Annotated in this window: 22 protein-coding genes; 16 read left to right on the plus strand and 6 right to left on the minus strand. The window is 52.1% G+C overall.

Features of this window, described 5'->3' with window-relative positions; all coding sequences use genetic code 11:
• Positions 1-70 precede the first annotated feature (70 nt).
• Positions 71-643, plus strand: coding sequence for a phosphate propanoyltransferase (gene pduL / locus ACI48K_RS08125; protein ID WP_475027081.1), 573 nt, complete (start codon positions 71-73; stop codon positions 641-643).
• Between the two features lie 89 nt (positions 644-732).
• Here the strand turns inward: pduL and spoVAD are convergent, their stop codons facing one another.
• The 3 genes from spoVAD to ACI48K_RS08140 form a co-directional block, all read right to left on the minus strand.
• Entirely contained in the window at positions 733-1,737 is a 1,005-nt protein-coding gene (gene spoVAD / locus ACI48K_RS08130; protein WP_475027082.1) for a stage V sporulation protein AD, read from the minus strand.
• A gap of 1 nt (position 1,738) precedes the next feature.
• A complete protein-coding gene (spoVAC, locus tag ACI48K_RS08135) occupies positions 1,739-2,224 on the minus strand; it encodes a stage V sporulation protein AC (protein WP_475027083.1) in 486 nt (161 codons plus the stop codon).
• 77 nt (positions 2,225-2,301) lie between these two features.
• A complete protein-coding gene (locus ACI48K_RS08140; RefSeq protein WP_475027084.1) occupies positions 2,302-3,162 on the minus strand; it encodes a DUF421 domain-containing protein in 861 nt (286 codons plus the stop codon).
• Between the two features lie 186 nt (positions 3,163-3,348).
• Between ACI48K_RS08140 and ACI48K_RS08145 the strand changes: the two genes are divergently transcribed.
• The 7 genes from ACI48K_RS08145 (at position 3,349) to ACI48K_RS08175 (ending at position 9,256) form a co-directional block, all read left to right on the plus strand.
• Complete coding sequence (locus tag ACI48K_RS08145; RefSeq protein WP_475027085.1) at positions 3,349-3,555, plus strand: DUF1657 domain-containing protein; 207 nt, start codon at positions 3,349-3,351, stop codon at positions 3,553-3,555.
• Between the two features lie 185 nt (positions 3,556-3,740).
• A complete protein-coding gene (gene miaB / locus ACI48K_RS08150; RefSeq protein WP_475027086.1) occupies positions 3,741-5,297 on the plus strand; it encodes a tRNA (N6-isopentenyl adenosine(37)-C2)-methylthiotransferase MiaB in 1,557 nt (518 codons plus the stop codon).
• A 47-nt stretch (positions 5,298-5,344) separates the two neighbouring features.
• Positions 5,345-5,794: a YlbF/YmcA family competence regulator gene (locus ACI48K_RS08155; RefSeq protein ID WP_475027087.1), complete on the plus strand. Its 450-nt coding sequence runs from the start codon at positions 5,345-5,347 to the stop codon at positions 5,792-5,794.
• Positions 5,795-5,907: 113 nt separating this feature from the next.
• Complete coding sequence (locus ACI48K_RS08160; protein ID WP_475027088.1) at positions 5,908-6,303, plus strand: PaaI family thioesterase; 396 nt, start codon at positions 5,908-5,910, stop codon at positions 6,301-6,303.
• A gap of 90 nt (positions 6,304-6,393) precedes the next feature.
• The gene (locus ACI48K_RS08165; RefSeq protein ID WP_475027089.1) at positions 6,394-7,173 is read left to right on the plus strand and encodes an NUDIX domain-containing protein; all 780 of its coding nucleotides are present in this window, start codon (positions 6,394-6,396) and stop codon (positions 7,171-7,173) included.
• 73 nt (positions 7,174-7,246) lie between these two features.
• Complete coding sequence (locus ACI48K_RS08170; RefSeq protein ID WP_475027090.1) at positions 7,247-7,795, plus strand: cysteine hydrolase family protein; 549 nt, start codon at positions 7,247-7,249, stop codon at positions 7,793-7,795.
• Positions 7,796-7,801: 6 nt separating this feature from the next.
• Positions 7,802-9,256 (plus strand): nicotinate phosphoribosyltransferase, encoded by a 1,455-nt coding sequence (locus tag ACI48K_RS08175; RefSeq protein WP_475027091.1) that lies wholly within the window; start codon positions 7,802-7,804, stop codon positions 9,254-9,256.
• Positions 9,257-9,451: 195 nt separating this feature from the next.
• On the opposite strand, the gene ACI48K_RS08180 is transcribed toward ACI48K_RS08175, so the two are convergent.
• Positions 9,452-10,057, minus strand: coding sequence for a TetR/AcrR family transcriptional regulator (locus ACI48K_RS08180; RefSeq protein WP_475027092.1), 606 nt, complete (start codon positions 10,055-10,057; stop codon positions 9,452-9,454).
• Positions 10,058-10,372: 315 nt separating this feature from the next.
• On the opposite strand from ACI48K_RS08180, the gene ACI48K_RS08185 reads away from it, so the two are divergent.
• The 3 genes from ACI48K_RS08185 (at position 10,373) to ACI48K_RS08195 (ending at position 13,715) form a co-directional block, all read left to right on the plus strand.
• A complete protein-coding gene (locus ACI48K_RS08185; protein WP_475027093.1) occupies positions 10,373-11,869 on the plus strand; it encodes an MDR family MFS transporter in 1,497 nt (498 codons plus the stop codon).
• Between the two features lie 245 nt (positions 11,870-12,114).
• Entirely contained in the window at positions 12,115-12,483 is a 369-nt protein-coding gene (locus ACI48K_RS08190) for a hypothetical protein (protein ID WP_475027094.1), read from the plus strand.
• A gap of 158 nt (positions 12,484-12,641) precedes the next feature.
• Positions 12,642-13,715, plus strand: coding sequence for a Gfo/Idh/MocA family protein (locus ACI48K_RS08195; RefSeq protein WP_475027095.1), 1,074 nt, complete (start codon positions 12,642-12,644; stop codon positions 13,713-13,715).
• A gap of 69 nt (positions 13,716-13,784) precedes the next feature.
• Here the strand turns inward: ACI48K_RS08195 and ACI48K_RS08200 are convergent, their stop codons facing one another.
• Positions 13,785-14,963 carry an iron-containing alcohol dehydrogenase gene (locus tag ACI48K_RS08200; protein ID WP_475027096.1) on the minus strand — a complete coding sequence of 393 codons (1,179 nt, stop codon included), beginning with the start codon at positions 14,961-14,963 and terminating at the stop codon, positions 13,785-13,787.
• 141 nt (positions 14,964-15,104) lie between these two features.
• Between ACI48K_RS08200 and ACI48K_RS08205 the strand changes: the two genes are divergently transcribed.
• Complete coding sequence (locus ACI48K_RS08205; protein ID WP_475027097.1) at positions 15,105-15,512, plus strand: winged helix-turn-helix transcriptional regulator; 408 nt, start codon at positions 15,105-15,107, stop codon at positions 15,510-15,512.
• 22 nt (positions 15,513-15,534) lie between these two features.
• Here ACI48K_RS08205 and ACI48K_RS08210 read toward each other — a convergent pair whose 3' ends face one another.
• Positions 15,535-16,434: an SDR family oxidoreductase gene (locus tag ACI48K_RS08210; RefSeq protein ID WP_475027098.1), complete on the minus strand. Its 900-nt coding sequence runs from the start codon at positions 16,432-16,434 to the stop codon at positions 15,535-15,537.
• A 321-nt stretch (positions 16,435-16,755) separates the two neighbouring features.
• On the opposite strand from ACI48K_RS08210, the gene ACI48K_RS08215 reads away from it, so the two are divergent.
• The 4 genes from ACI48K_RS08215 to ACI48K_RS08230 all read left to right on the plus strand — a co-directional run bounded on the left by ACI48K_RS08215 (position 16,756) and on the right by ACI48K_RS08230 (position 21,731).
• Positions 16,756-17,763, plus strand: coding sequence for a 2-oxoacid:acceptor oxidoreductase family protein (locus ACI48K_RS08215; RefSeq protein ID WP_475027099.1), 1,008 nt, complete (start codon positions 16,756-16,758; stop codon positions 17,761-17,763).
• A 23-nt stretch (positions 17,764-17,786) separates the two neighbouring features.
• Entirely contained in the window at positions 17,787-20,093 is a 2,307-nt protein-coding gene (locus ACI48K_RS08220; RefSeq protein WP_475027100.1) for a thiamine pyrophosphate-dependent enzyme, read from the plus strand.
• Positions 20,094-20,119: 26 nt separating this feature from the next.
• Positions 20,120-21,118: an acrylyl-CoA reductase family protein gene (locus tag ACI48K_RS08225; RefSeq protein WP_475027101.1), complete on the plus strand. Its 999-nt coding sequence runs from the start codon at positions 20,120-20,122 to the stop codon at positions 21,116-21,118.
• 88 nt (positions 21,119-21,206) lie between these two features.
• The gene (locus ACI48K_RS08230; protein ID WP_475027102.1) at positions 21,207-21,731 is read left to right on the plus strand and encodes a hypothetical protein; all 525 of its coding nucleotides are present in this window, start codon (positions 21,207-21,209) and stop codon (positions 21,729-21,731) included.
• Positions 21,732-21,768 lie beyond the last annotated feature (37 nt).

A 21,768-nucleotide genomic window follows, 5' to 3' on the forward strand; every position in this document is an offset into this window, starting at 1 on the left:
AATAGGTGTATAATGGATAGCGATGTGAATCGTCATCGATATAGAGAACATACGAGGAGTGTTTGCAAAAATGAGCAAAACAGTGCCTGTCGGCGTATCAGCACGTCATATCCACCTTACTCAAGAGCATGTCGAAATTCTGTTTGGACAAGGCTATCAACTGACCGAGTTCAAACCGCTGTCCCAACCGGGTCAATTCGCGGCCAATGAACAAGTCGCCGTAATCGGTCCAAAAGGCCAATTCGATAAAGTCCGTATTTTGGGACCGGTCCGTCCCGCATCCCAAGTGGAAATTTCCCGCACCGATTCCTTCGCCATCGGCGTGAAAGCACCGGTTCGTGAATCGGGCAAAATCGACGGAACTCCAGGCGTTACCGTAAAAGGACCAGCCGGCGAAATCACGCTGGAAGAAGGCGTTATCGTTGCCGCCCGCCATATTCATTTCCATACTTCCGATGCCGAAAATTGGGGCATCAAGGACAAGCAGCTGCTGAAAGTCCGTCTTGGCGGAGAACGCGGTTTGGTGCTTGAAAACGTCATTGCGCGCGTTTCCGAAAACTTTGCGCTTGACATGCATATCGACACGGACGAAGCTAATGCTTCCGGCGCCAAAACCGGCGATACTGCGGAAATCGTGGAGTAAGCTAGCGTATATCCACCTTACTAAATCAAGAGGCGTCATCCAAGCAGAGTTTTCTGCTTCTGGAGGACGCCTCTTTTTGATGCGATTCTTTATGCTTCGATCGAAACGGCGTGAGCGATGCAGGGAATGCTTTCGCCTTGCTGGAAAGATAGCGGAGAGAGCAGCGCGCCGGTCGCTACCACGAGAATTCGTTTGAGCTCACCGCGGCGCATACGGTTCAGCAGATGCCCGTAGGTGACGACGGCAGAACAGGCGCACCCGCTGGCCCCGGCTTGAACCTGCTGTGTTTCATAGTTGTACATCATCATCCCGCAGTCTTTATAAGTGGTTTGATGGATCGGGATCTTGTGGCGGTCGAACAGATCGTTGGCGATTGCGTATCCGACCTTAGACAAGTCGCCGGTGACGATGAGGTCATAATGGGACGGATCGATTTCCAGGTCGCGGAAATGGGATTCGATCGTGTCGACCGCGGCCGGCGCCATCGCCGCACCCATGTTGAACGGGTCGGTGATGCCCATGTCGATGACCCGCCCGATTGTGGCGGATGTCACCTTGGGCCCCTCTCCGTCCAGTGAGACGACGGCAGAACCGGAGCCGGTGACGGTAAATTGGGCGGTCGGCGGCTTTTGCGAACCGTATTCGGTCGGATAGCGGAACTGCTTCTCCACGCTGGAGTTATGACTGCAGGTTCCGGCCAGCGCGTACTTCGCGCCCCCCGAATTAACGACAAAGGAAGCCAACGCGAGGCTCTCCATGGAGGTGGAGCAGGCGCCAAACATACCGATATAAGGGATGCTCAGCGTTCTGGCCGCGAAGCTGCTGCTGATGATCTGATTCATAAGGTCGCCGCCGAAATGGAACTGCACTTGTTCGTTCGTCAGCTTCGCATGCTCGATGGCCATGGAAGCCGATTCCTCGAGCAGGGTCTTTTCGGCCTTCTCCCAGCTGTCCTGGCCGATATACAAATCGCCGTGGATGATGTCAAAATCCTCGGCCAAAGGGCCTTGGCCCTCAAAGGGGCCAACGACCGTCGCCGTGCTGATGATTTTCGGCTTATTTTCAAACACCCAGCTTTGATGACCTTTCAGCATGTCAGTGCCCTCCCGCGTAGCCAGGGACGAAGATCGCGTAGATCAAGCCGATGATAAAAGCCGCCACCGTTCCGAAGACGATCACCGATCCGGCGAGTTGAAACATGCCTGCTCCGACGCCAAGCACCAGCCCTTCGGGGCGATGTTCAATGGCTGAGGAAGCCATGGAGTTGGCGAACCCCGTAACGGGTACGGCGCTTCCGGCTCCGGCCCATTGGGCGATTTTGTCGTATACTCCCATGCTCGTCAGAATGACCGAAATAATCACCAGTACGGCTACCGTCGGGTTGGAGGCTTCTTTTTCGCTCATTCCCGCGAAATGAATAAAGGATTGGCGAATGCATTCGCCCAGGAGACAGATAAGCCCGCCGGACAGAAAAGCCCTTAGGCAATTTACGCCAATCGGACGCTTCGGTTCCCGCGAACTGGCGAGCCGCTGATACTGCTGCTGGGCCGGAGACAGCTTCTGATTTTTTGCCTTGGCCATCGTTCTTCCCTCCTAAAAGTTTGGTGAGATGCCACGTTGATTTACTCCGAACAAAACTTGATCCGCTAGGTCCATGGCTATTGAATCAATAAAGGTCTGACCTCTTGAATCACCTGCTGCAGCTTGGCGGAGCAATCCCCGTACATGTTCTTGACGCGTAGTTCTTCCGACGAGAGTGCGAACATCTCGAGATCGGCTTCGCATTTTTTGAGCTCTGCAAGCAAAGAGGCTTTCTCCTGCGGCTCGGGCACCGCAATTTGATCGTCGTATAAATCGGCATAGAATTGTCCGTATCCGTCGACCTGCCCCAAATACACGTTGTCCAGGGATACACCGAGTTTTTTTAGCTCAGTATTCAGCCACTGCCGGTTCAAGCCCAGCGTTGCCAACGGTTCGTCCATGATTTCTCCGTCCATGATGACCGTCTGCGGCTCCGGCTCGGGAGAAACCTTGATCCCAAGATGGGAAGGGGTAATCGGCTGATATTCGTTTTTGAGCAGCGCGTTGATCGTTCCGTCCGGCTCCATCACGGCAAATTCAACCTCAGCCGTTTTAAAAATGCTCTTTTTGCGCAGCTGCTCCAGCAAATCTTCGTTAGTCAGCTTTTCTTTTTTTAAATTGTCTTCAAGAATTTTACCGTCTTTAATTAATATCGTGCTTTGACTGTCAAGCCAGTTCCTGGCTTTCTTACTCTTGAGCTGCAAATACTCAATCCCAATGGATACGAGAAACCACACTGCTACGGCAATTAGCCCAAGGTACCAGTCGGTATTAACGTCTAACGAAATATAAGCGGTTATGCTGCCAATGGTGATCCCCGTAACATACTCGAAGAACGTTAGCTGGGAAATTTGCCTCTTGCCCAGGAGCCGAGTCATGATAAACAAGACAACCACAGCGACTAATGTTCTTAGAACAACCTCCAACCATAACGGCATGCGTATGCTCCTTTCGGCCTCAACCATTTTACAGAAGACTCTTGAACTAACCAAATTATGTGCGGGGGGTTGTTTTTTTACTAATACAAAATAAGGAAAAACCGGAATTGTATGAATTGCAGTTCCGCTGGTGAAATTATGGTTCGTCCGAAAAACGATACTATGCAAAATAAAGGTGGTGACAAGATGACTGTAGCATCCCAAGTAAAAACGACACTGTCGTCGCTAAAAAGCGCCCAAGCCAGCCTGGAGCAATTTGCTCTGGAAACGCAAAATCAGCAAGCCAAAGATTTGTTTACGCAAGCCGCTCAGCAAACGCAGCAAATCGTCACCCAGGTGGAAAGCCGTGTGAGCGATTTGGAGAACGAAGAGCCTCAATACAAAGGCTTTTAATGAAGACATCCCATTAAAGTTTAATTGTGTAACCCGTTCGCCGAGAACGGGTTATTTTGCATGCGGTGGCCGGCCTTCGTCTGGATATCGACTGTGATCCATGTTATAATTTGATGTAATGCATTTTTTGCGACTGAGCTTTTATTAAGGGAAAACAGATAGATGGATGAAGGAGTGAGCCGGCAATGGCTAAGGACAATAAGGACTACTCCAAGTATTTTGACTTCTCCGATGCCCGGGTCATTTCTGAGGATGAGCGGGGGAAAAAAATCCGCATTCGCGGGCGGGATATTCAAATCCTGTCGGAACCGAATCATCGCATGGAGAAACGGCGCGGGAAAGAAGATATTCAGGTTCTATACGAAAATGCGGTGCCTGAAGAATTGCAAGGACTTGGCGAAGGGAAACATTATATCGTATATACGTTTGGCTGCCAGATGAACGAACATGATTCGGAAACGATCAAAGGGCTGTTGGAGCAGATGGGGTATCGCCCGACGGAGGATCGCGGGGAAGCGGACATCATTCTGCTCAACACTTGCGCCATCCGGGAGAACGCGGAGGATAAGGTGTTTGGCGAGCTGGGGCATTTGAAGGGCCTCAAAACGGAAAAACCGGGGCTGCTTCTCGGGGTTTGCGGCTGCATGTCCCAGGAGGAAGGCGTAGTCAACCGGATTTTGCAAAAGCACGGGTTCGTCGATATGATCTTCGGAACGCATAATATTCACCGGCTGCCTTACTTGATCCAAGAAGCTATGTTCAGCAAGGAATTGGTCGTTGAAGTGTGGTCCAAGGAAGGCGATATCGTCGAAAATTTGCCGAAGAAACGCGAAGGCATGCGGGCCTGGGTCAATATCATGTACGGCTGCGACAAGTTCTGCACGTACTGCATCGTACCGTTCACCCGGGGCAAGGAGCGAAGCCGCCGTCCGGAAGACGTCATTGCCGAAGTTCGGGAATTGGCGCGTCAAGGCTACAAAGAGATTACGCTGCTTGGACAAAACGTAAACGCCTACGGCAAGGATTTCACCGATATCGGGTATACGTTCGCCGATTTGATGGACGATATCCGGCAGATTGATATTCCGCGCGTTCGGTTCATGACCTCGCATCCGCGGGATTTTGACGATGCGCTGATCGATGTGCTGGCCAAAGGCGGCAACCTGGTCGAGCATATTCATCTGCCGGTGCAATCCGGCAGCAGCGAAGTGCTGAAACGAATGAGCCGTAAATATTCGCGCGAGCATTTCCTTGAACTCGCCTCCAAGATCAAGAAGAAGATTCCGAACGTGGTGCTGTCGACGGATATTATCGTCGGGTTCCCGGGCGAAACCGAGGAACAGTTCGAGGATACGTTGTCTCTGGTTCGGGAAGTGGGCTTTGATTTCGCCTATACGTTCATTTATTCTCCTCGCGAAGGAACTCCGGCGGCAACGATGGAGGATAACGTGCCGATGGAGGTCAAGAAGGTGCGGCTGCAGCGCTTGAACGACACAGTTAACGAGTTCAGCCGGAAGAGCAACGATGGGTTCAAAGGACAAATCGTAGAGGTGCTGGTGGAAGGCGAGAGCAAAAACAACGCCCATGTTCTGTCGGGACGTACGCGCAGCAATAAGCTTGTTCACTTCGAGGGGAGCGCGGACTTGATCGGCAGCTTCGTCAACGTGGAAATTACCGATCCGAAAACGTGGTATATTAAAGGGAGCATTGTATCCGATCCGGTAAGTCAGGCATCTTACTAAGCCGGCTGCCCGGTTGGGAAAATCAGATAATGAGGGGGCGTATCGTCTTGGCGCAGGATCATGATTATGCGAATGGCGGAATCCCGAAATTCGATTCCCGCGATTTGGTGATTCGTGAAGATATAATGACAAAGGCAAAGGAACTGGCCGAACTGATCGGAACCAGCGAAGAGGTCAAGCAGTTCCAAAAGGCCGAACAGCTGATTCAGCAGCATAAGCGGGTTCAAAGCCTAATCAGCCTCATCAAGAAAAAGCAGAAGGAAATCGTGGCTTTCGAGAGCTTTCAGAATCAGGCCATGGTGTCCAAGATCGAACAGGAAATTTCCGAGCTTCAGGATGAGCTTGACGGAATTCCGCTCGTAACGGAGTTCCAGCAAAGCCAAAGCGATATCAATTATTTGCTCCAACTCGTCGTTTCTGTCATTCGGGACACGGTTTCCGAAAAGGTCAACGTAGAGTCTGGCAATGAAACCGTAAGCTCCGGTTATGGGGATTAATCTAAAGTTATCGGTGCGGAGGTTTCATCCTCCGCATTTTTTTAAATATTTTAATAGTTTACAATATGAATTAATAAATAGAGACAGACATTACGGTTAGGAGACTCGGCATCTTGGATTGGGTAGAGGAAAGCATGCGCCGGGACGAGCAATCCTTTTGGGGACTGCTTGGACTTAAGGTTATTTCGGCGGAGAACAATCGGGTGGAACTTGGTCTTACGGCAGGCAGCCAGCATTTGAATTCAATGGGAATCGTCCATGGCGGCGTGTTGTCGTCGATGATGGATCAGGCGATGGGGACGCTCGTGGCGACCGTCAAAAATGGCCGCTTTGGCGTCACTACGCATTTAAATATCAATTATTTGAGTCCCATGAGGATAGGGGAACTTATCGTTGCGGCATTTCCGCTGCATGAGACTCATCGCACCATGACGCTGCAAGCCGAGGTTCGCAGCGAAGACGGCACGCTCGGCTGTATCGCGACGGGAACGTTTCGTCTCTCCCGTTAGCTTGGCATATATGGTTGGAAATATATACCTGGAATGCCGGCGCATCCAAGGATGGCTGGCGTTATCATATGACTGATGTGGTGATACGTGATGAGCAAAGAACAGGATCAGGACAAAAAGGTTAATGAAGTTAAGAAATATCGGACGCCGGACGGCATTCCGGCCGATATCGTCATGTTTACGTTAACCAGACAGGAGCGAAAAGCTTCGACGAAATCATTGCCGCGATTTGATTTGAAAGTGATGCTGATTCGCCGGCGCAGCTGGCCATTTGCGGGGGCGTGGGCGCTCCCGGGAGGTTTCTCCCAGGAGGATGAGTCGCTGTATGAAACGGCAAGCAGAGAGCTAAAAGAGGAGACCGGCGTCGACGGATCCCATTTGGAGTACCTTGGCGTTTACAGCACACCTGGCCGGGATCCGAGAGGCTGGATCATTTCGCATGCTTTTTTCGCGCTGGTGGAGGAATGGGTGCTGGAGAAGCGGCAGTCTGCGGACGATGCCCAGGAGGTTGGTTTATTTACGGTTCGGGAAGCGCTGGAAGAGCTGCAGCTGGCTTTTGACCACCGTGAAATTTTACAGGATGCCTACAAAAGAATTCAGCAGCAAATGCTGCATACGACCATTGCCAAGCAGTTTCTCCCCCCGCAGTTTACCTTGGGTGAACTGTACCAGGTGATTCAAACGGTCGTCCCGGATTTTGCCGAGCTTAATTTCATTCGCAAAATCACCTCGACTCGCAGCCGTCAGGGCATACTGGAGGAAGTGCGGGACGAGAACGGAAAGCCAATGCTGTCCAATCAGTATTCGCAGCGTCCCGCGCAGCTGTACCGGTTCACCGATTTTACGCCGCAGCTTTCGATTTACACGTAGATTGGATGTCAAATTGTACATACTTTATATATTGCTGAACACAGAGGCAAAAACAGGGGAGAGGTGACGCCATATGAAAGCCTTAATCGTCATTGATTATACAAAGGACTTTGTGGATGGGAATCTTCCGGTGGGGGAGCCGGCCATTGAAATTGAACCGGTCGTCTGCCGTTTGGCCGAAAGCTTCGTAGATAGCGGTGATTATGTGGTAATGGCGGTGGACCTGCATGAGCGGGAGGATGCCTGGCATCCGGAAACGAAGCTGTTTCCGCCCCACAATCTAAGGGGGACGGAGGGCAGACAGTTATACGGCAGACTGGCTGAGGTTTACCGCCGGCATGCGGACCGGATTCACTGGATGGACAAAACGAGATACAGCGCTTTTTGCGGTACGGATCTCGAACTGAAGCTGCGGGAACGCGGCATTACGGAAGTTCATCTGATCGGGGTATGCACGGATATCTGCGTGCTTCACACGGCCGTTGACGCGTATAATAAGGGGTTTGCCATTAAGGTTTATGAGGACGCGGTAGCGAGTTTCAATCCTCAGGGCCATATTTGGGCTTTGGAGCATTTCCGCGGAAGTTTGGGAGCTAACGTACTACACAGTCAGAAAGGATGAGAAACGATGCAAACGGCGAGTTTGGCGCTGCATACCGATAAATATCAGATCAATATGATCTATGCCCATTGGATGAACGGAACGCACCTTAGGAAAACGGTATTCGAGGCTTATTTCCGAAAGCTTCCGTTCGGGAACGGTTATGCGGTGTTTGCGGGACTCGAGCGGATTGTGGGTTACATCCAAGGCTTGCGTTTCACGGAAGAGGACCTGGTTTATCTGGCGAAGCAGGAAGAAAACTACAAGCCGGAATTTCTGGACTTGCTCCGCGATTTTCGCTTTAACGGGACGCTGCTTTCGATGCGGGAGGGAGCGCTTTGTTTTCCGAACGAACCGCTGCTCCGCGTTGAGGGCACGATTATGGAAACCCAGCTGGTGGAGACGGCGCTGCTTAATTTCATGAACTTTCAAACGCTGATTGCCACCAAAGCTTCCCGGATCAAACGGGTCGCCGAGCACGATGTGCTGCTGGAGTTTGGCACACGCCGGGCGCAGGAAGCGGACGCGGCGATCTGGGGAGCCCGGGCCACCTACGTAGCCGGCTTTGATGCGACTTCGAATCTGCTCGCCGGGGAGATTTTCGGCATTCCGACCAAAGGCACCCATGCGCATTCCTGGGTACAGATTTTCGACTCGGAGCAGGAGGCGTTCGAGCTGTACGCCAAAGCGATGCCGGATCAAGTGTCTCTCTTGGTTGATACTTTTGACACGCTGGAAAGCGGAGTTCCCAATGCCATCCTGACCGCCAAGAAGCTGGAAGCGGCGGGCAAACGCCTGAACAGCATTCGGCTGGACAGCGGGGATTTGGCGTATTTGTCGATTCAGGCACGCAAAATGCTCGATGAAGCGGGGCTCACCTATGTTAAGATTGTGGCCTCCAACGATCTCGACGAGAATACGATTTTCAACCTGAAAGCCCAAGGGGCAAAGATCGATATTTGGGGCGTCGGCACGCAGTTGATTACGGCGGCGGATCAGCCGGCGCTTGGTGGGGTATACAAGCTGGTGGAGCGGGAAAAAGACGGACAGATGCTGCCGACGATCAAAATTTCCGGCAATCCGGAGAAAGTGACTACTCCCGGTAAAAAGGATGTCTTGCGCATCGTTAACCTCGAAAGCGGCAAAGCCATGGCGGACTACATCTGTTTCCCTCACGAGCAGCAGGCCCGAACGGGAGGCAAGCTTCGCTTGTTCGATCCGATCCATCCGTATATCAAAAAATCTGTAAAGGATTACGACGCGATTTCCATGCTGCAGCCCGTCTTCGAGAACGGCGAGCTGGTATATGAGCTTCCGAGCCTTGATGAAATCAGGGCTTATCACCGGGAGCAGCTGAACCTGTTCTGGCCCGAATACTTGCGGAAGCTGAATCCGGAAATTTACCGCATCAGCCTCAGCCAGGAGGCTTGGGAGCTGAAGCAAAGAATGATCGAGGAATATGTGGGTCAGCATGAAGAATAAATAGGACCACAGCCATATCAAGGCTGCCACTGGCGATAACGCAGTGGCGGCCTTTTGATTTTTGCGCGGCGATTATTTCTCGGGAAAGCGCAAAAAGCGCTAAAAATCGGCTTGGCGGGCAGCTTGTTTTCGACAATAAAACGCCTCTCCCGCGTTGATTGAGGGAAGAGGCGTTTTTATACCGGGCCTGGGCGATTAGCGTTCATCGGCGGTTTTGGCAAAATAATGATCGAACAGTATGTCGATTTGCTTTTCTACAGGAACGAGGTCGGGAATGGAAATTTTCTTCTTGATATGCTGGTCCATAAAAATCGGGAAAAAGACGGCGGCATTCACCTGCAGCACCATAATATTGAGCACGTCCGGATCGGTTTCCCCCGTGATTTCTTCCAGGGTAGACCTGATTTTGGTGACGCCCAGTGTTTTCATAAACGTGTTGAACTCGATTTGCGACTCAAAGGAGATGTTGCCTTTGCCTAGCACTTCGCGCAACAGTCCGGGATATTTGAGAATGTAGCTCACATAATGGATCAAAAACGATCTGAGCCGCTCTTTGGGCGGCAGGGAGGTATCGTCCAGAATCAGAAACGCTTCGCGAAAAGAAGTTAACAGCGCTTTCAGGGATTCGTTGATCAATTTTTCCTTGGATCCGAAATAGTAGTTGACCAGCGCAAGATTAACGTTTGCCGACGCGGCGATCTTGCGCAAGGTGATATGATCGACGCCTTCGCTTTTTACAATTTCCAGCGTGGCGTTCAGAATATTTTGTTTGGTGTTGAGATTATCGGCGCAGTTGGCCATATTACCGCTCCTTTAACTTGCTGCGTTAAGCCTGAATCAACCTTATGTTAATTCATGTTTAAACTTTGTTTAATTTCAAAATAATACGCCCTGCCTTTCAATGTCAAGGTCAACCTTGCGCTTTTTGTTCCCACTTGACAAAATCGCCCGAAGCGGATAAATTTTAAATTAAACGTTGTTTAAAACGCTGTTTAAACCGGCGTGAGAACTATACTGTATAAGGCCCGCAGCGGGGGTGAAATGATAATAACAGGGCAATCTAATCTATAAAAAATAAAGAAAAATAAAAACAAAATTAGAAAGCAGCGTGAAATAATGCCTAATTCAAGAGTGGAGAGTACTGCCGCTTCCCATGAATTTTCGCTTAGATCTATTATAGCTCCGCTTCTCGCCATTATCGTCGGCATGATCATGGTTATTTTGGACAGTACGGTGGTCAATGTGGCGGTGCCGAAGCTAGTCGATTTTTTTAATACGGACCTGAAAACCGTGCAGTGGACCATTACCGGCTATACGCTGGCATTATCCGCCGTGATTCCCCTGGCGGGCTGGATGACCGATAAATTCGGATCAAAACGTATTTTTCTGATCACCATCACCTTCTTTACCTTGGGTTCGGCGTTATGCGCGCTTGCGCAAACTCCGGAGCAACTGATCGTATTCCGCGTTATTCAAGGCCTCGGCGGCGGGATGGTCTCCCCGATCGGGATGGCGATGGTCTTCAAGCTTGCCCCTCCGGAACGAAGAGGTTCGATTATGGGTGCGCTTGGCGTTCCGATGCTGATGGCTCCGGCCCTCGGACCCGTATTATCCGGCTGGCTGGTTGAATATGTGAGCTGGCATTGGATTTTCCTGATCAATCTGCCGATCGGCGTCATTGCTTTGATTCTCGGCATTCGTTATCTGCCTAAATCCGAACGGGGCGAAACGCCTCATCTGGATATTCTCGGCATGCTGTTGGCACCGATTGCCTTCGCCATGCTGACGTACGGGGTCAGCGAAGGAGGAACCAGCTGGACCTCGGCCAATACGATTACGGGATTAAGCGTCGGCGGCGCAGCATTGGTCATCTTTGTGATTGTAGAGTTTATGCAAAAGCAGCCGCTTCTGGAACTGCGGGTATTCCGTTCTTCCCATTTTACGCGCGGCATTATCCTGGCCTGGATCGCGCAGGTTGCGCTGTTCGGTTCGATGATTCTGACGCCGCTGTATTTGCAGCAGGTTAGAGGTTATACCGCTCTGGAAACCGGTTTGATCCTGCTGCCTCAGGCGCTGGCATCCGCGGTCTTTATGCCGATCAGCGGAAGATTGTTTGACCGGGTGGGCGCGCGTCCGCTGGCGTTTGTGGGGCTTGGGATCATTTCGACCGCTTTGTTCCTTCTTTCCAGAGTGACGGTGGATACTTCGCTTCCTATGATTGAGTTGTCGCTTGGCATGATGGGATGCGGCATGGGTCTGACCATGATGCCGGTCAATACGCATGTGCTGAATTCGGCGCCGCGTCATCTGGTGAGCCGGGTGACCCCGCTCACGACTGCCGCGCAGCAGGTCGTGGTTTCCTTCGCCGTCGCCGGTCTGACAGGTTATTTGACTTCCCGGATCACCAGCCATATGACGGGAATCGGCAAAACCGGCAACCCGCTTGTGGCCATGACCTCCGGATTCAACGACACGTATTTCCTGGCCGTGATTCTGGCCATCGTCGGCTTCGTCTTCACTTTGTTCCTGACGAAGCCCAAAAGACAACCCGAGCCAAGCGGCCAAAAGGAACCGGTCGCCAAGCCCGATCCGAGTGCAATGATCGGACATTGATTTTGGTTTGCGCAATAAGGGTGTGCCAAAAGTCATCTATGATGGCTTTTGGCACACCCTTTAATACTTAGCATAACAGCAAAGCAAGAAAAATCCTCCTGGCTCCCTGCCAGCTACCGGATCGACTTCGAGGATTTGCGTTAGAACAAATGGTTAGAACAAATGGTTAGAACAAGTTGTCCGGTCTGATCAAAGACGTCCCCACACGCCGCATCCCTCCGACACTTAAAATATAGCGGCCTTTAATGGCCTTATTTCCACTTGAGGACCTCATTCTGAACGAAATAGCGCCGTTTTATGGCCTTATTTTATCTGAAGAGCTTCTTTTTCCCTTGGTTCTGGACGTTTTGCCGAAAATAAGACCATTTTGCACCGCTATTTTCGGGAAAATGCGTTTTTGGATTGAAATAAGCCCATTTTATACCGCTATTCGAGAAATCGACCGAGAAATCGCGATTTTCCGTTTATTGTTGATTCCAGGCCAGGCCGACCCACACGCTGACTTGCACGCCGTGCATCAAGGGCAACCGAAGCTTACGGCGTTTTCGACTTCGAAACTTGCCCGGCACTTCCCGACGATTTGCTTAAAAAGCGGCAATAGACTCAATAGTTAAGTGAGCGGTTCGTCAAATGAGCTAATTTACTTTTGGCGCAGCCTCTTTACCTAACCATGATTTTCACCGGATTGCAATATGCGAACCTTTCCTAACAAGAGGCATTTCGCTATGATAAGAGAGGACAACAACATATTTTTCATATGGGGGAAACTTTCATGAGCCGGATTCAGTTTGGTATTATCGGTGGAGGCTGGAGAGCGGATTTTTTCCTGCGTATTGCAAAAGCGCTTCCAGACCGCTTCGAGGTCAGCCGGATGCTGATCAGAAACGAGGAAAAAGGGCGGACCTACGAAAAGCAATGGGGCGTGCCAACCGTCCGCACGTTGGATGAATTTCTTAAGGACTCGGATACCTTGTTTACGGTTCTGTCCGTAGCGAAGGGAGCCGTCACGGAATATATCGCGGAGTTGGCCGGACGAGGGATTCCCGTTCTTGCCGAAACTCCGCCGGCGACCGATGAAGAAAGCCTGATTCGATTGTATGAGCAAGTCGGACCGCACGCCAAAGTTCAGGTTGCCGAGCAGCTGCTGTTCCAGCCGCTGCATGCCGCCCGTATTGCGCTTGCCCGGTCGGGGAAGCTTGGCGACATCTCCCAGGTGCAGATGTCCGTAGCCCATGGGTACCATGGCATCAGCCTGATTCGGCAGTTGCTGGGACTCCGTTTTGAAGACGCTGTAATTCGCGGCGAACGGTTTGTTTCGCCTTTGATGGATGGACCAAGCCGGGCGGGAGATCCGGAGCGCGAAGCGCGGGTCGAATCGGTTCAGGAACTCGTAACGCTGCGTTTCGGCGATAAATCGGCAGTGTTCGATTTTACCGGGGATCAGTATTTCTCCTGGGTTCGTGGGGATCGGGTGCTTGTAAGGGGGCACAAAGGCGAAATCGCCAATGAGGAAGTCCGTTATTTAAAAGACTACCAAACGCCCGTGTTTACGACCTTGCGAAGAGTGGATACCGGTCATACCGGGAACCTGGAAGGTTATTTTCATCGGGGCATTCTTGCCGGCGACGAGTGGGTCTATGAAAATCCGTTTATGCCGGGCCGGCTAATGGATGATGAAATTGCGATTGCGACCAGCCTGGCCAAAATGGCGGCGTACGTGCAGGGCGGCCCTTCCTTTTACAGCCTGGCGGAAGCCTCGCAGGACCAGTACCTGGCCCTCCAAATGGCAAAAGCGATTGAGAGCGGCGTAACCGTCCATACGGAGAAGCAACCTTGGGCGAACTAGTTAATCTAGCAAAAGCCCCTCTCCCGTTGACGGACGTCTTCGGAGGAGAGGGGCCTAAAATCAAATCATTTATTTGTACGCACGGGTCATGATGGAAATGGTGTCTTCAAGGCTCAATTCAATAGGATCGACGGCGAACAATCCGCCCATGGTTTGATGCGCGTTTTCGGCGAGCATAGGAATTTCGTCTTTTTCGATGCCGAAGTCGGACATTTTCAGTTCCCGCACGCCGCAATCTTCTTGGAGCTTAACTAGGGCTTTCACGAAGGACAGCGGGCGTTCCTCTTCGGGAAGCGAGTCCACGTCGACGCCCATCGCTCTCGCCATCGCCGTGAAGCGATCAGGGACCTTGGCCGCGAAAAAGGTGTTGTACGATTCCGAGAGCATGATCAAGCCGGCGCCATGCGCAAGCTCCGGATAATGGGCGCTCAGGGCATGTTCCATGGAATGCTCGGAAGTACAGCTGGAGGTTGATTCCACGAAACCGGACAACGTATTGGCCAAAGCGACCTGCGTCCGGGCTTCGATATTGTTTCCGTCCTGGATGCACAGCGGTAAGTATTTGGCGACCAGCTCGATCGCTTTCAATGCAAACGCGTCGCTGATCGGTGTAGCGACCTTGGCGATGAAGCCTTCCGTGGAGTGGAAAAGCGCGTCAAAGCCTTGGTAGGCCGTGAGGTGCTTAGGCACGGTCAGCATTAATTCGGGGTCTACCACGGACAAGACAGGAAAAGTATAATCGTTGCCAAAGCCGATTTTTTCGTTGGTGGATTCTTTGGTGATTACGGTCCAAGGGTCGGCTTCCGTGCCGGTTCCGGCCGTTGTGGTGATGGCCACGATCGGCAGAGCGCCGTTTAGCACCGGCATGCCTTTACCGCTTCCGCCGTGGATGTAATCCCAATAATCGCCGGGGTTCTTCGCCATGACGGCAATGCTTTTCGCGGAATCGATGCTGCTGCCGCCGCCAAGGCCGATGACGAAGTCGCAGCCTTCCTGTTTGGCCAGCTCGGCCGCTTCCATCACATGCGAAAGCGTTGGATTTGGCAGAATTTTATCAAAAACAACGTGTCCGATGCCTTGATTATCGAGAATGCTCACCAGACGGTCGAGATAACCGTTTTGTCTCATGGATTTGCCGGAAGAGATGACGATAAGAGCTTTTTCGCCGGGCAGGGTTTCATTCGCCAGTTCGTTCAGTTTTCCCGGTCCGAACAAAATTTTGGTTGGCATATAGTAATTGAAACTCAAAAGTAATTCCTCCCTGGTTCATATAGATGTTTGTACAGAACTTCACATATAGCATAGCAAACTCATGCCGTCATGTGAAAGAGTGCACATTTTTGATAGATAGTTTCACAAAGGATACTTAGAGATGGAGGAAGCTCAAGCATGGAGAAGAAAATGGCAAAGGAAGCAGCCAGCGAAATTGAAGTGGCCTTTGGCGTCATCGGGGGCAAATGGAAGCCGATTATTCTCTGGTTCCTGGGCGAGCAGGGTATGCTCCGATTTGGACAGCTTCAGCATTTGATCCCGGACATCACGCACAAAATCCTGACCAAGCAGCTGCGGGAGCTCGAATCGGTCGGCTTGATCGAACGGAAAACGTACCCGCAAGTGCCGCCGAGAGTGGAATACACCATTACCGAACCGGGCCGCGAGGTGCTGCCGATTCTCGACATGATGTGCGATTGGGCCGACCGGAACCAGTTTTTCGGCTACAGCATCAAGTATAATTTGTGCGAGCTGACCTCGGATGACAATGCCGTGCTAAATGAACTGGAAGAAATCAAAGAATAGGAGCCGGTTACGAAAACCCCGGTCAATCGGTAATCATGGCTCCGCCGTTGACATGAATAACCTGGCCGGTCACGAAGCTGGAATCGTCCGAAGCGAGATAAACGTAAGCGGGAGCCAATTCAAAAGGCTGTCCGGCGCGCTGCATCGGCGTTTCCATGCCAAAGGTCTGGACATAGTCCGCGTCATAGCTGGAGACGATCAGAGGGGTCCAGATCGGGCCTGGAGCCACCGCATTGACACGGATGCAGCGGTCTATGAGCTGCAGGGCGAGCGAGCGCGTAAAGGAAACAATCGCACCTTTCGTAGAAGAGTAGTCCACAAGCAAAGGCGTTCCGCGATAGGCCGTAATCGAAGCGGTGCTGATAATGGCGCTGCCGGGTTTTAAATGGGGCAAGACCGCTTTGGTCATGTAAAAATGCGGGAAGATATTCGTTGCGTAGGTTTGGTGCAACTGCTCCGCTGTAATGTCCATGATGCTCTTTTGCGGGTATTGAACACCTTGGTTCAGGATCAGAACGTCAATTTTGCCAAAATGGTGTAGGGTGCGATCCACGACTTCTTTGGAGAAGGCTTCCTGCCGAAGATCGCCGGGAAGGAGCAGGCATCTGCGGCCAAGCTCTTCGATCCGGCATTTGGTCTCGTGCGCGTCCCTGTGCTCATATAAATAAGGAATGGCCAAATCGGCCCCTTCCTTGGCGAAAGCGATGGCCGTTGCTCTTCCGATGCCGCTGTCGCCGCCGGTAATGATGGCTACCTTGTCTTTAAGTTTTCCGCTTCCGACATAATGGGGATTTTCCGATATGGGTCTTGGCACCATCATGTATTCCAAGCCGGGCTGCTGAGGCTGGTGCTGCGCAGGGAAAGTATGCGGCTGAAGTTGAGTTTTCTTTTCCACACTGTAATAGGGATAACCGGGTATCATAACATAGCCTCCTGAGATATGAAATTTCAGGGTAGTATATTCGCGATTGATCTGGGCGGTGCGTCGTTAGGCGGTTTTCACGTGGGACTTTCCGTGTGTTGCGGAGAACCCGCGTTTTTTGTGCAATTGACTGGGAAAATGAAAGCTTTGAAAACGTCAGTTTGAGATTTTCTTTATGACTTTTGTTACATTCGTCACACCCCAGCTATGATAATTTTAATATTAAATAAGTCATATATTTTTGCGTGCGGGGAATTCCGCACTTATTTGCTTTTCTAGGCGTAATGTTCTCGCGAATACGCGAAGAAGGGAGTCAAACGCGTGGTACAATTGCCGAAATTGAACGAGCTAGGTTTTTTTGAAATCCGTTTGGAATCCATTGGGGGCCTTGGGGCCAACCTGGCGGGGAAAATGCTGGCGGAAGCCGGGGTGGAGGGCGCCGGATTGAACGGGGTCAGTTTCTCCTCCTACGGTTCGGAGAAAAAAGGTTCTCCGGTCAAGGCGCATATTCGTTTTTGTGATCTAGATACACCGATTCGCGATACGTCGCCGGTTGAACGGCCCCATATCGTCGCAATATTTCAGGAGGCCATGGCGAAGACGGTTAACGTTATCAGCGGCATTTATGAGGATAGCACCGTCCTGGTCAATTCGCGGAAAACTCCGCAGGAACTTAAGGAAAAGATGAAGCTGATCGGCGGCACGATTGCTGTGATTGACGCAACGGGAATCGCGCTGGACGAGAAGAACCGCGTCAATATGGCGATGCTGGGCGCTATGTTCCGCCTTTGCCCGTTCCTTGATCCCGAAACGATGAAGGATGTTATTCGCAAATCACTGGAGAAAAAATACCCGCAAACCGTTGCGCCCGCATTGACGACGTTTGATCGCGGATATCAGGAAGTCGTATTTGAGACCTTTGCTTTGCCGGAAGGGGTGTCCATGCCGGCTTTTGTACGCGCAGACACGCCGGTGCTCGGTTATGAAACCCAGCCAATCGGCGGACTTGTCATCAATCCGGGGAACAGCTTCCTGAAGGATCTCAGCATTTCGCGTTCCGGTATGCTGCCGTATTTCAAGGAAGAGTCCTGCATCCACTGTGCGCAATGCGACAGCGTGTGCCCGGACAACTGCTTTGTTTGGGAAGAGCTTCCCGACAAAAAAGGACGCCCGCAAATGTTCCTGAAAGGCATTGACTATCAATATTGTAAAGGTTGCCTGAAATGCATTCATGCCTGCCCGACGGACGCTTTGTCCGGAGAACGGGAGGAAGACGGATACGCGGAAGAACATCGCGTTCCGCATTTGTTCGATTTGGTAACCCGATAATACATGAGAGGTGGTATTGACAAATGGCGATCGATATAGAAAAAGAGCGCAGCACGGGAACCGTCGAGCAGCGCGTCGTATATGAGTCAGGCAACGAGATGGCGGCCTATGCCGCCCATCAGATCAATTATCATATCATGGGGTATTTTCCGATTTCCCCATCCACAGAGGTCGCGCAGTACCTCGACTTAATGAAGGCGAACGGACAGCACGACATTAAGCTGATCCCTTCCGACGGGGAACACAGCTCCGCCGGGATTTGCTATGGCGCCTCTACCGCAGGGGGACGGGTATTTAACGCCACCAGCGCACAAGGCTATCTTTATATGCTGGAGCAAATGCCGGTGCAATCCGGAACCCGGTTCCCGATGGTCATGAACCTGGTCTGCCGTTCGGTTTCGGGTCCGCTCGACATCCACGGCGATCACTCGGATTTGTATTACGCGCTGAACACCGGCTGGCCGATCCTGATGTGCCGCGATCCGCAGGCCGTATACGATATGAACATCATGGCGATCAAGCTGGCGGAAGATCCGGAAGTGCGTCTGCCTGTCATGGTGGCGTCCGACGGGTATTTCACTTCGCACCAAAAACGCCGCGTGCATACGTTCGCGAACAGCAAAGACGTGTTGAAATTCGTCGGGGAACATCCGCCGGAAGGATTCCCGCACACGCTGGATCGCAATAACCCGATTACGGTCGGGCCTTACATGAACGAACCTGACTATATTAACAATAAATATCAGCAGTCCGAAGCCATGTACAATGCCGAACGCGTATTCGAAAGAATCGCCGGCGAGTACAAAGAGCTGACCGGACGGGAATACCCAATGCTCGATTTGTATCGCATGGAGGATGCGGAAGTCGCCGTTTTCCTGATGAACTCGGCTTCCGAGATCATCAAGGACGTCGTTGACGATTTGCGCCGCCAAGGCATCAAGGCCGGATCGATCGCGCCGAACATGATTCGTCCGTTCCCGCAGAAGCAAATCGCCGAAGCGCTGAAAAACGTCAAAGCCATTACCGTCGGCGACCGCGGCGATTCCGTCGGCGCGCATGGCGGCAACATGGTAAATGAAATCAAAGCCGCATTGTTCACGTACGGAAACCATACGACTCAAGTCGTCAGCCGGATCTACGGCCTCGGCGGGAAAGAGTTCTATGCCGAAGACGGACATCATTTGTTCCAACTGGCGATTGACGCCGCCAAGAACAGCCGCGTAGAGGTTCCGTTCGATTATTACGGCCATACCCCTGGCGATAAGGAAAAAGCGCCGAAACGGGTAGTGAACCCGCTTAAATTCGAGGATTTGAAAACTGGCCTGATCACGGTGACCCGCAACGAGGAAACCGGCAAGCTAGGCGTGCGGATTCCTCCGCTTCGCGCATTGACGAAGAAACCGAGACGGATCGCTCCGGGACATGGGGCATGCCCGGGCTGCGGGATTTTCTCCGGACTGGAGCTGTTCTTCAAAGGCATCGAGGGCGATATCGTAGCATTGTTCCATACGGGCTGCGCCATGGTCGTAACGACCGGTTATCCGTATTCGTCCCATAAAGCGACGTATATTCATAACCTGTTCCAAAACGGGGCCGCTACGCTTTCCGGCGTCGTGGAAATGTTCTGGGAACGCAAACGCAGAGGCGAACTCGACGAATTTGGACTGAAAGAAGATTTCACGTTCGTCATGGTTACCGGCGACGGCGGGATGGATATCGGGATGGGCCCGGCCATCGGCGCTGCACTGCGCAATCATCGCATGATTATCGTGGAATACGATAACGAAGGCTACATGAACACGGGCGCCCAGCTGTCCTATTCGACGCCGCTCGGACACCGGACTTCTACATCCAACATCGGCAAGGTGCAAAAAGGGAAATCGTTCCAGCACAAGGATACTGCGCAAATTATGGCGGCTACCAACATCCCTTACGTATTCACTGGCAGCGAGGCTTATCCTCAGGATCTGGTGAAAAAAGCGGCCAAAGCGCAATATTATGCACAAAACGAAGGACTCGTTTATGGTAAAATATTGATTGCTTGCCCGCTGAACTGGATTTCTCCGGACGATCAAGGGACAAATATCGTGGACGCTGCCGTTAACTCCTGCTTCTTCCCGCTGTACGAAGTGGAGCATGGTCAAACGGCGATCACGTACAACCCGGAAGACAAAGGCAACCGCGTTCCGCTTACGGACTGGCTGAAAACAATGGGTAAAACCCGCCATTTAACGAAGCCTGAAAACGCGGAAGCACTTGCTGAGTTCGAACAAGAAGTGGAACGCCGCTGGAAGGTTCTGCAGGCCAAGCACGAGAATCCATACTTGTAATCCACCAGCATAGAGGGGGCTTCACCTTGCAAGATCGTTTCCGGGCTTTTCGCGTGCATCAAGATGAATCGGGATTTCGGACAGGGGTTGAAACGGTTGGCCTTTCCGATCTTCCCGAAGGCGAAGTCACGATAGAGGTACATTACTCCAGCGTTAATTATAAGGATGGACTTGCGAGCATACCGGACGGTAAAATCGTCAAAAATTATCCGTTTATACCGGGGATCGATTTGGCCGGCGAGGTGCTTGCGTCCACGGATGATCGGTTCCAGCCCGGAGATGAGGTGCTCTGCACCGGTTACGGTCTCGGCGTTTCGCATGAGGGCGGGTATGCTGAGGTGGCCCGGGTGCCGGCCGATTGGCTGGTTCCCTTGCCGCAGGGCTTGACGGCTCTGGAAGCGATGGCGATCGGCACCGCCGGATTTACGGCGGCGTTATCCGTCAAGCGCCTGCTGGACAACGGGCTTACGCCCGAGCAAGGTCCCGTGCTGGTCACGGGGGCAACCGGCGGCGTAGGCAGCACGGCTGTGGCGATCCTTGGCCAGCTAGGCTTTCAAGTAACGGCGGGCACCGGGAAAGCCGAAGAGCGGGAGAAGCTAATCCGTATCGGCGCTTCCGAGGTCGTGTCTCGGGAAGAAATCATTCAAGGCTCGAAGGGAGCGCTTGGGAAGGAACGCTGGGCCGCCGTCGTCGATCCGGTTGGCGGACCTTTTACCGCGGAGCTTCTAAAAACGGTCAAATATGGCGGCTCCATTGCCGTATCGGGTCTCACGGCAGGCGGGAAGGTGGATACCACGGTTTTCCCGTTTATTTTGCGGGGAGTGAATTTGCTGGGCATCGATTCCGTTATTTGCCCGATGCCGCTCCGTTTGCAAATATGGGGGCTTTTGGCCGGGGAATGGAAACCAAACCGAGTGCTTGAAGATGCCGTAACGGTATTTGCGCTTGAGGAACTGCCGGGAGCGCTGTCTGCCGTACTGGCGGGCAAAGCGGTTGGCCGTCAAGTCGTTTCCGTACGGGGATAAGACGGGTTCCTGGTATAATTTGGGTAAAGATGAGCAACCTAGAAACCATCAGGTAGCATGAAGCCTTTGCATAAAGGATGGATGACCTATGAGATGGTGGAAGGTTGGGGTTGGCGCGGCACTCGCCGCAGTGATGGCATTTCAGGCTGGGTGCGGCGGTGGAATGCAAAAAATGGCCAAAGACGAAGTGGATAAATACGGAATGAAAAGCTACCGGCAGGGTGTGGAGCGGCAAAAATTCAGCGGAACGACACTGAACGCTTCGCTGCTGCAGGCGCTTCAAGCGGATTCGGCTCAGCAGGGCATCCGCTTGACGCACGAGACGTATGCCGAGAGCCTCGATGGCAACATCACCTACAGTTATTTCATTAATGGAGATGCCCGGCATTTTATCTTGGTGCATGTGTACCCTACGGAAGAGGATAGAATTCGGGAAATGAATGAAATTTACGGTTCTTCAGGGGCGCAAGGCGTTTCGGCCGGTGGTGATACTTCCGTTATGTCAAGCCGGGGAAAAGTGGCTCTGGTTTACGCCTCCAGCGGTCAGAACAAAGATCGGTACGGCAAGGTCATGAAGCAGGTCTTTGACGGACTGCTGGAGCGTATGGAATGAAATGGCACAAGTGAGGATAACCCATTAACCAACTTCT

It is taken from the genome of Paenibacillus terrisolis (genome assembly GCF_056171975.1).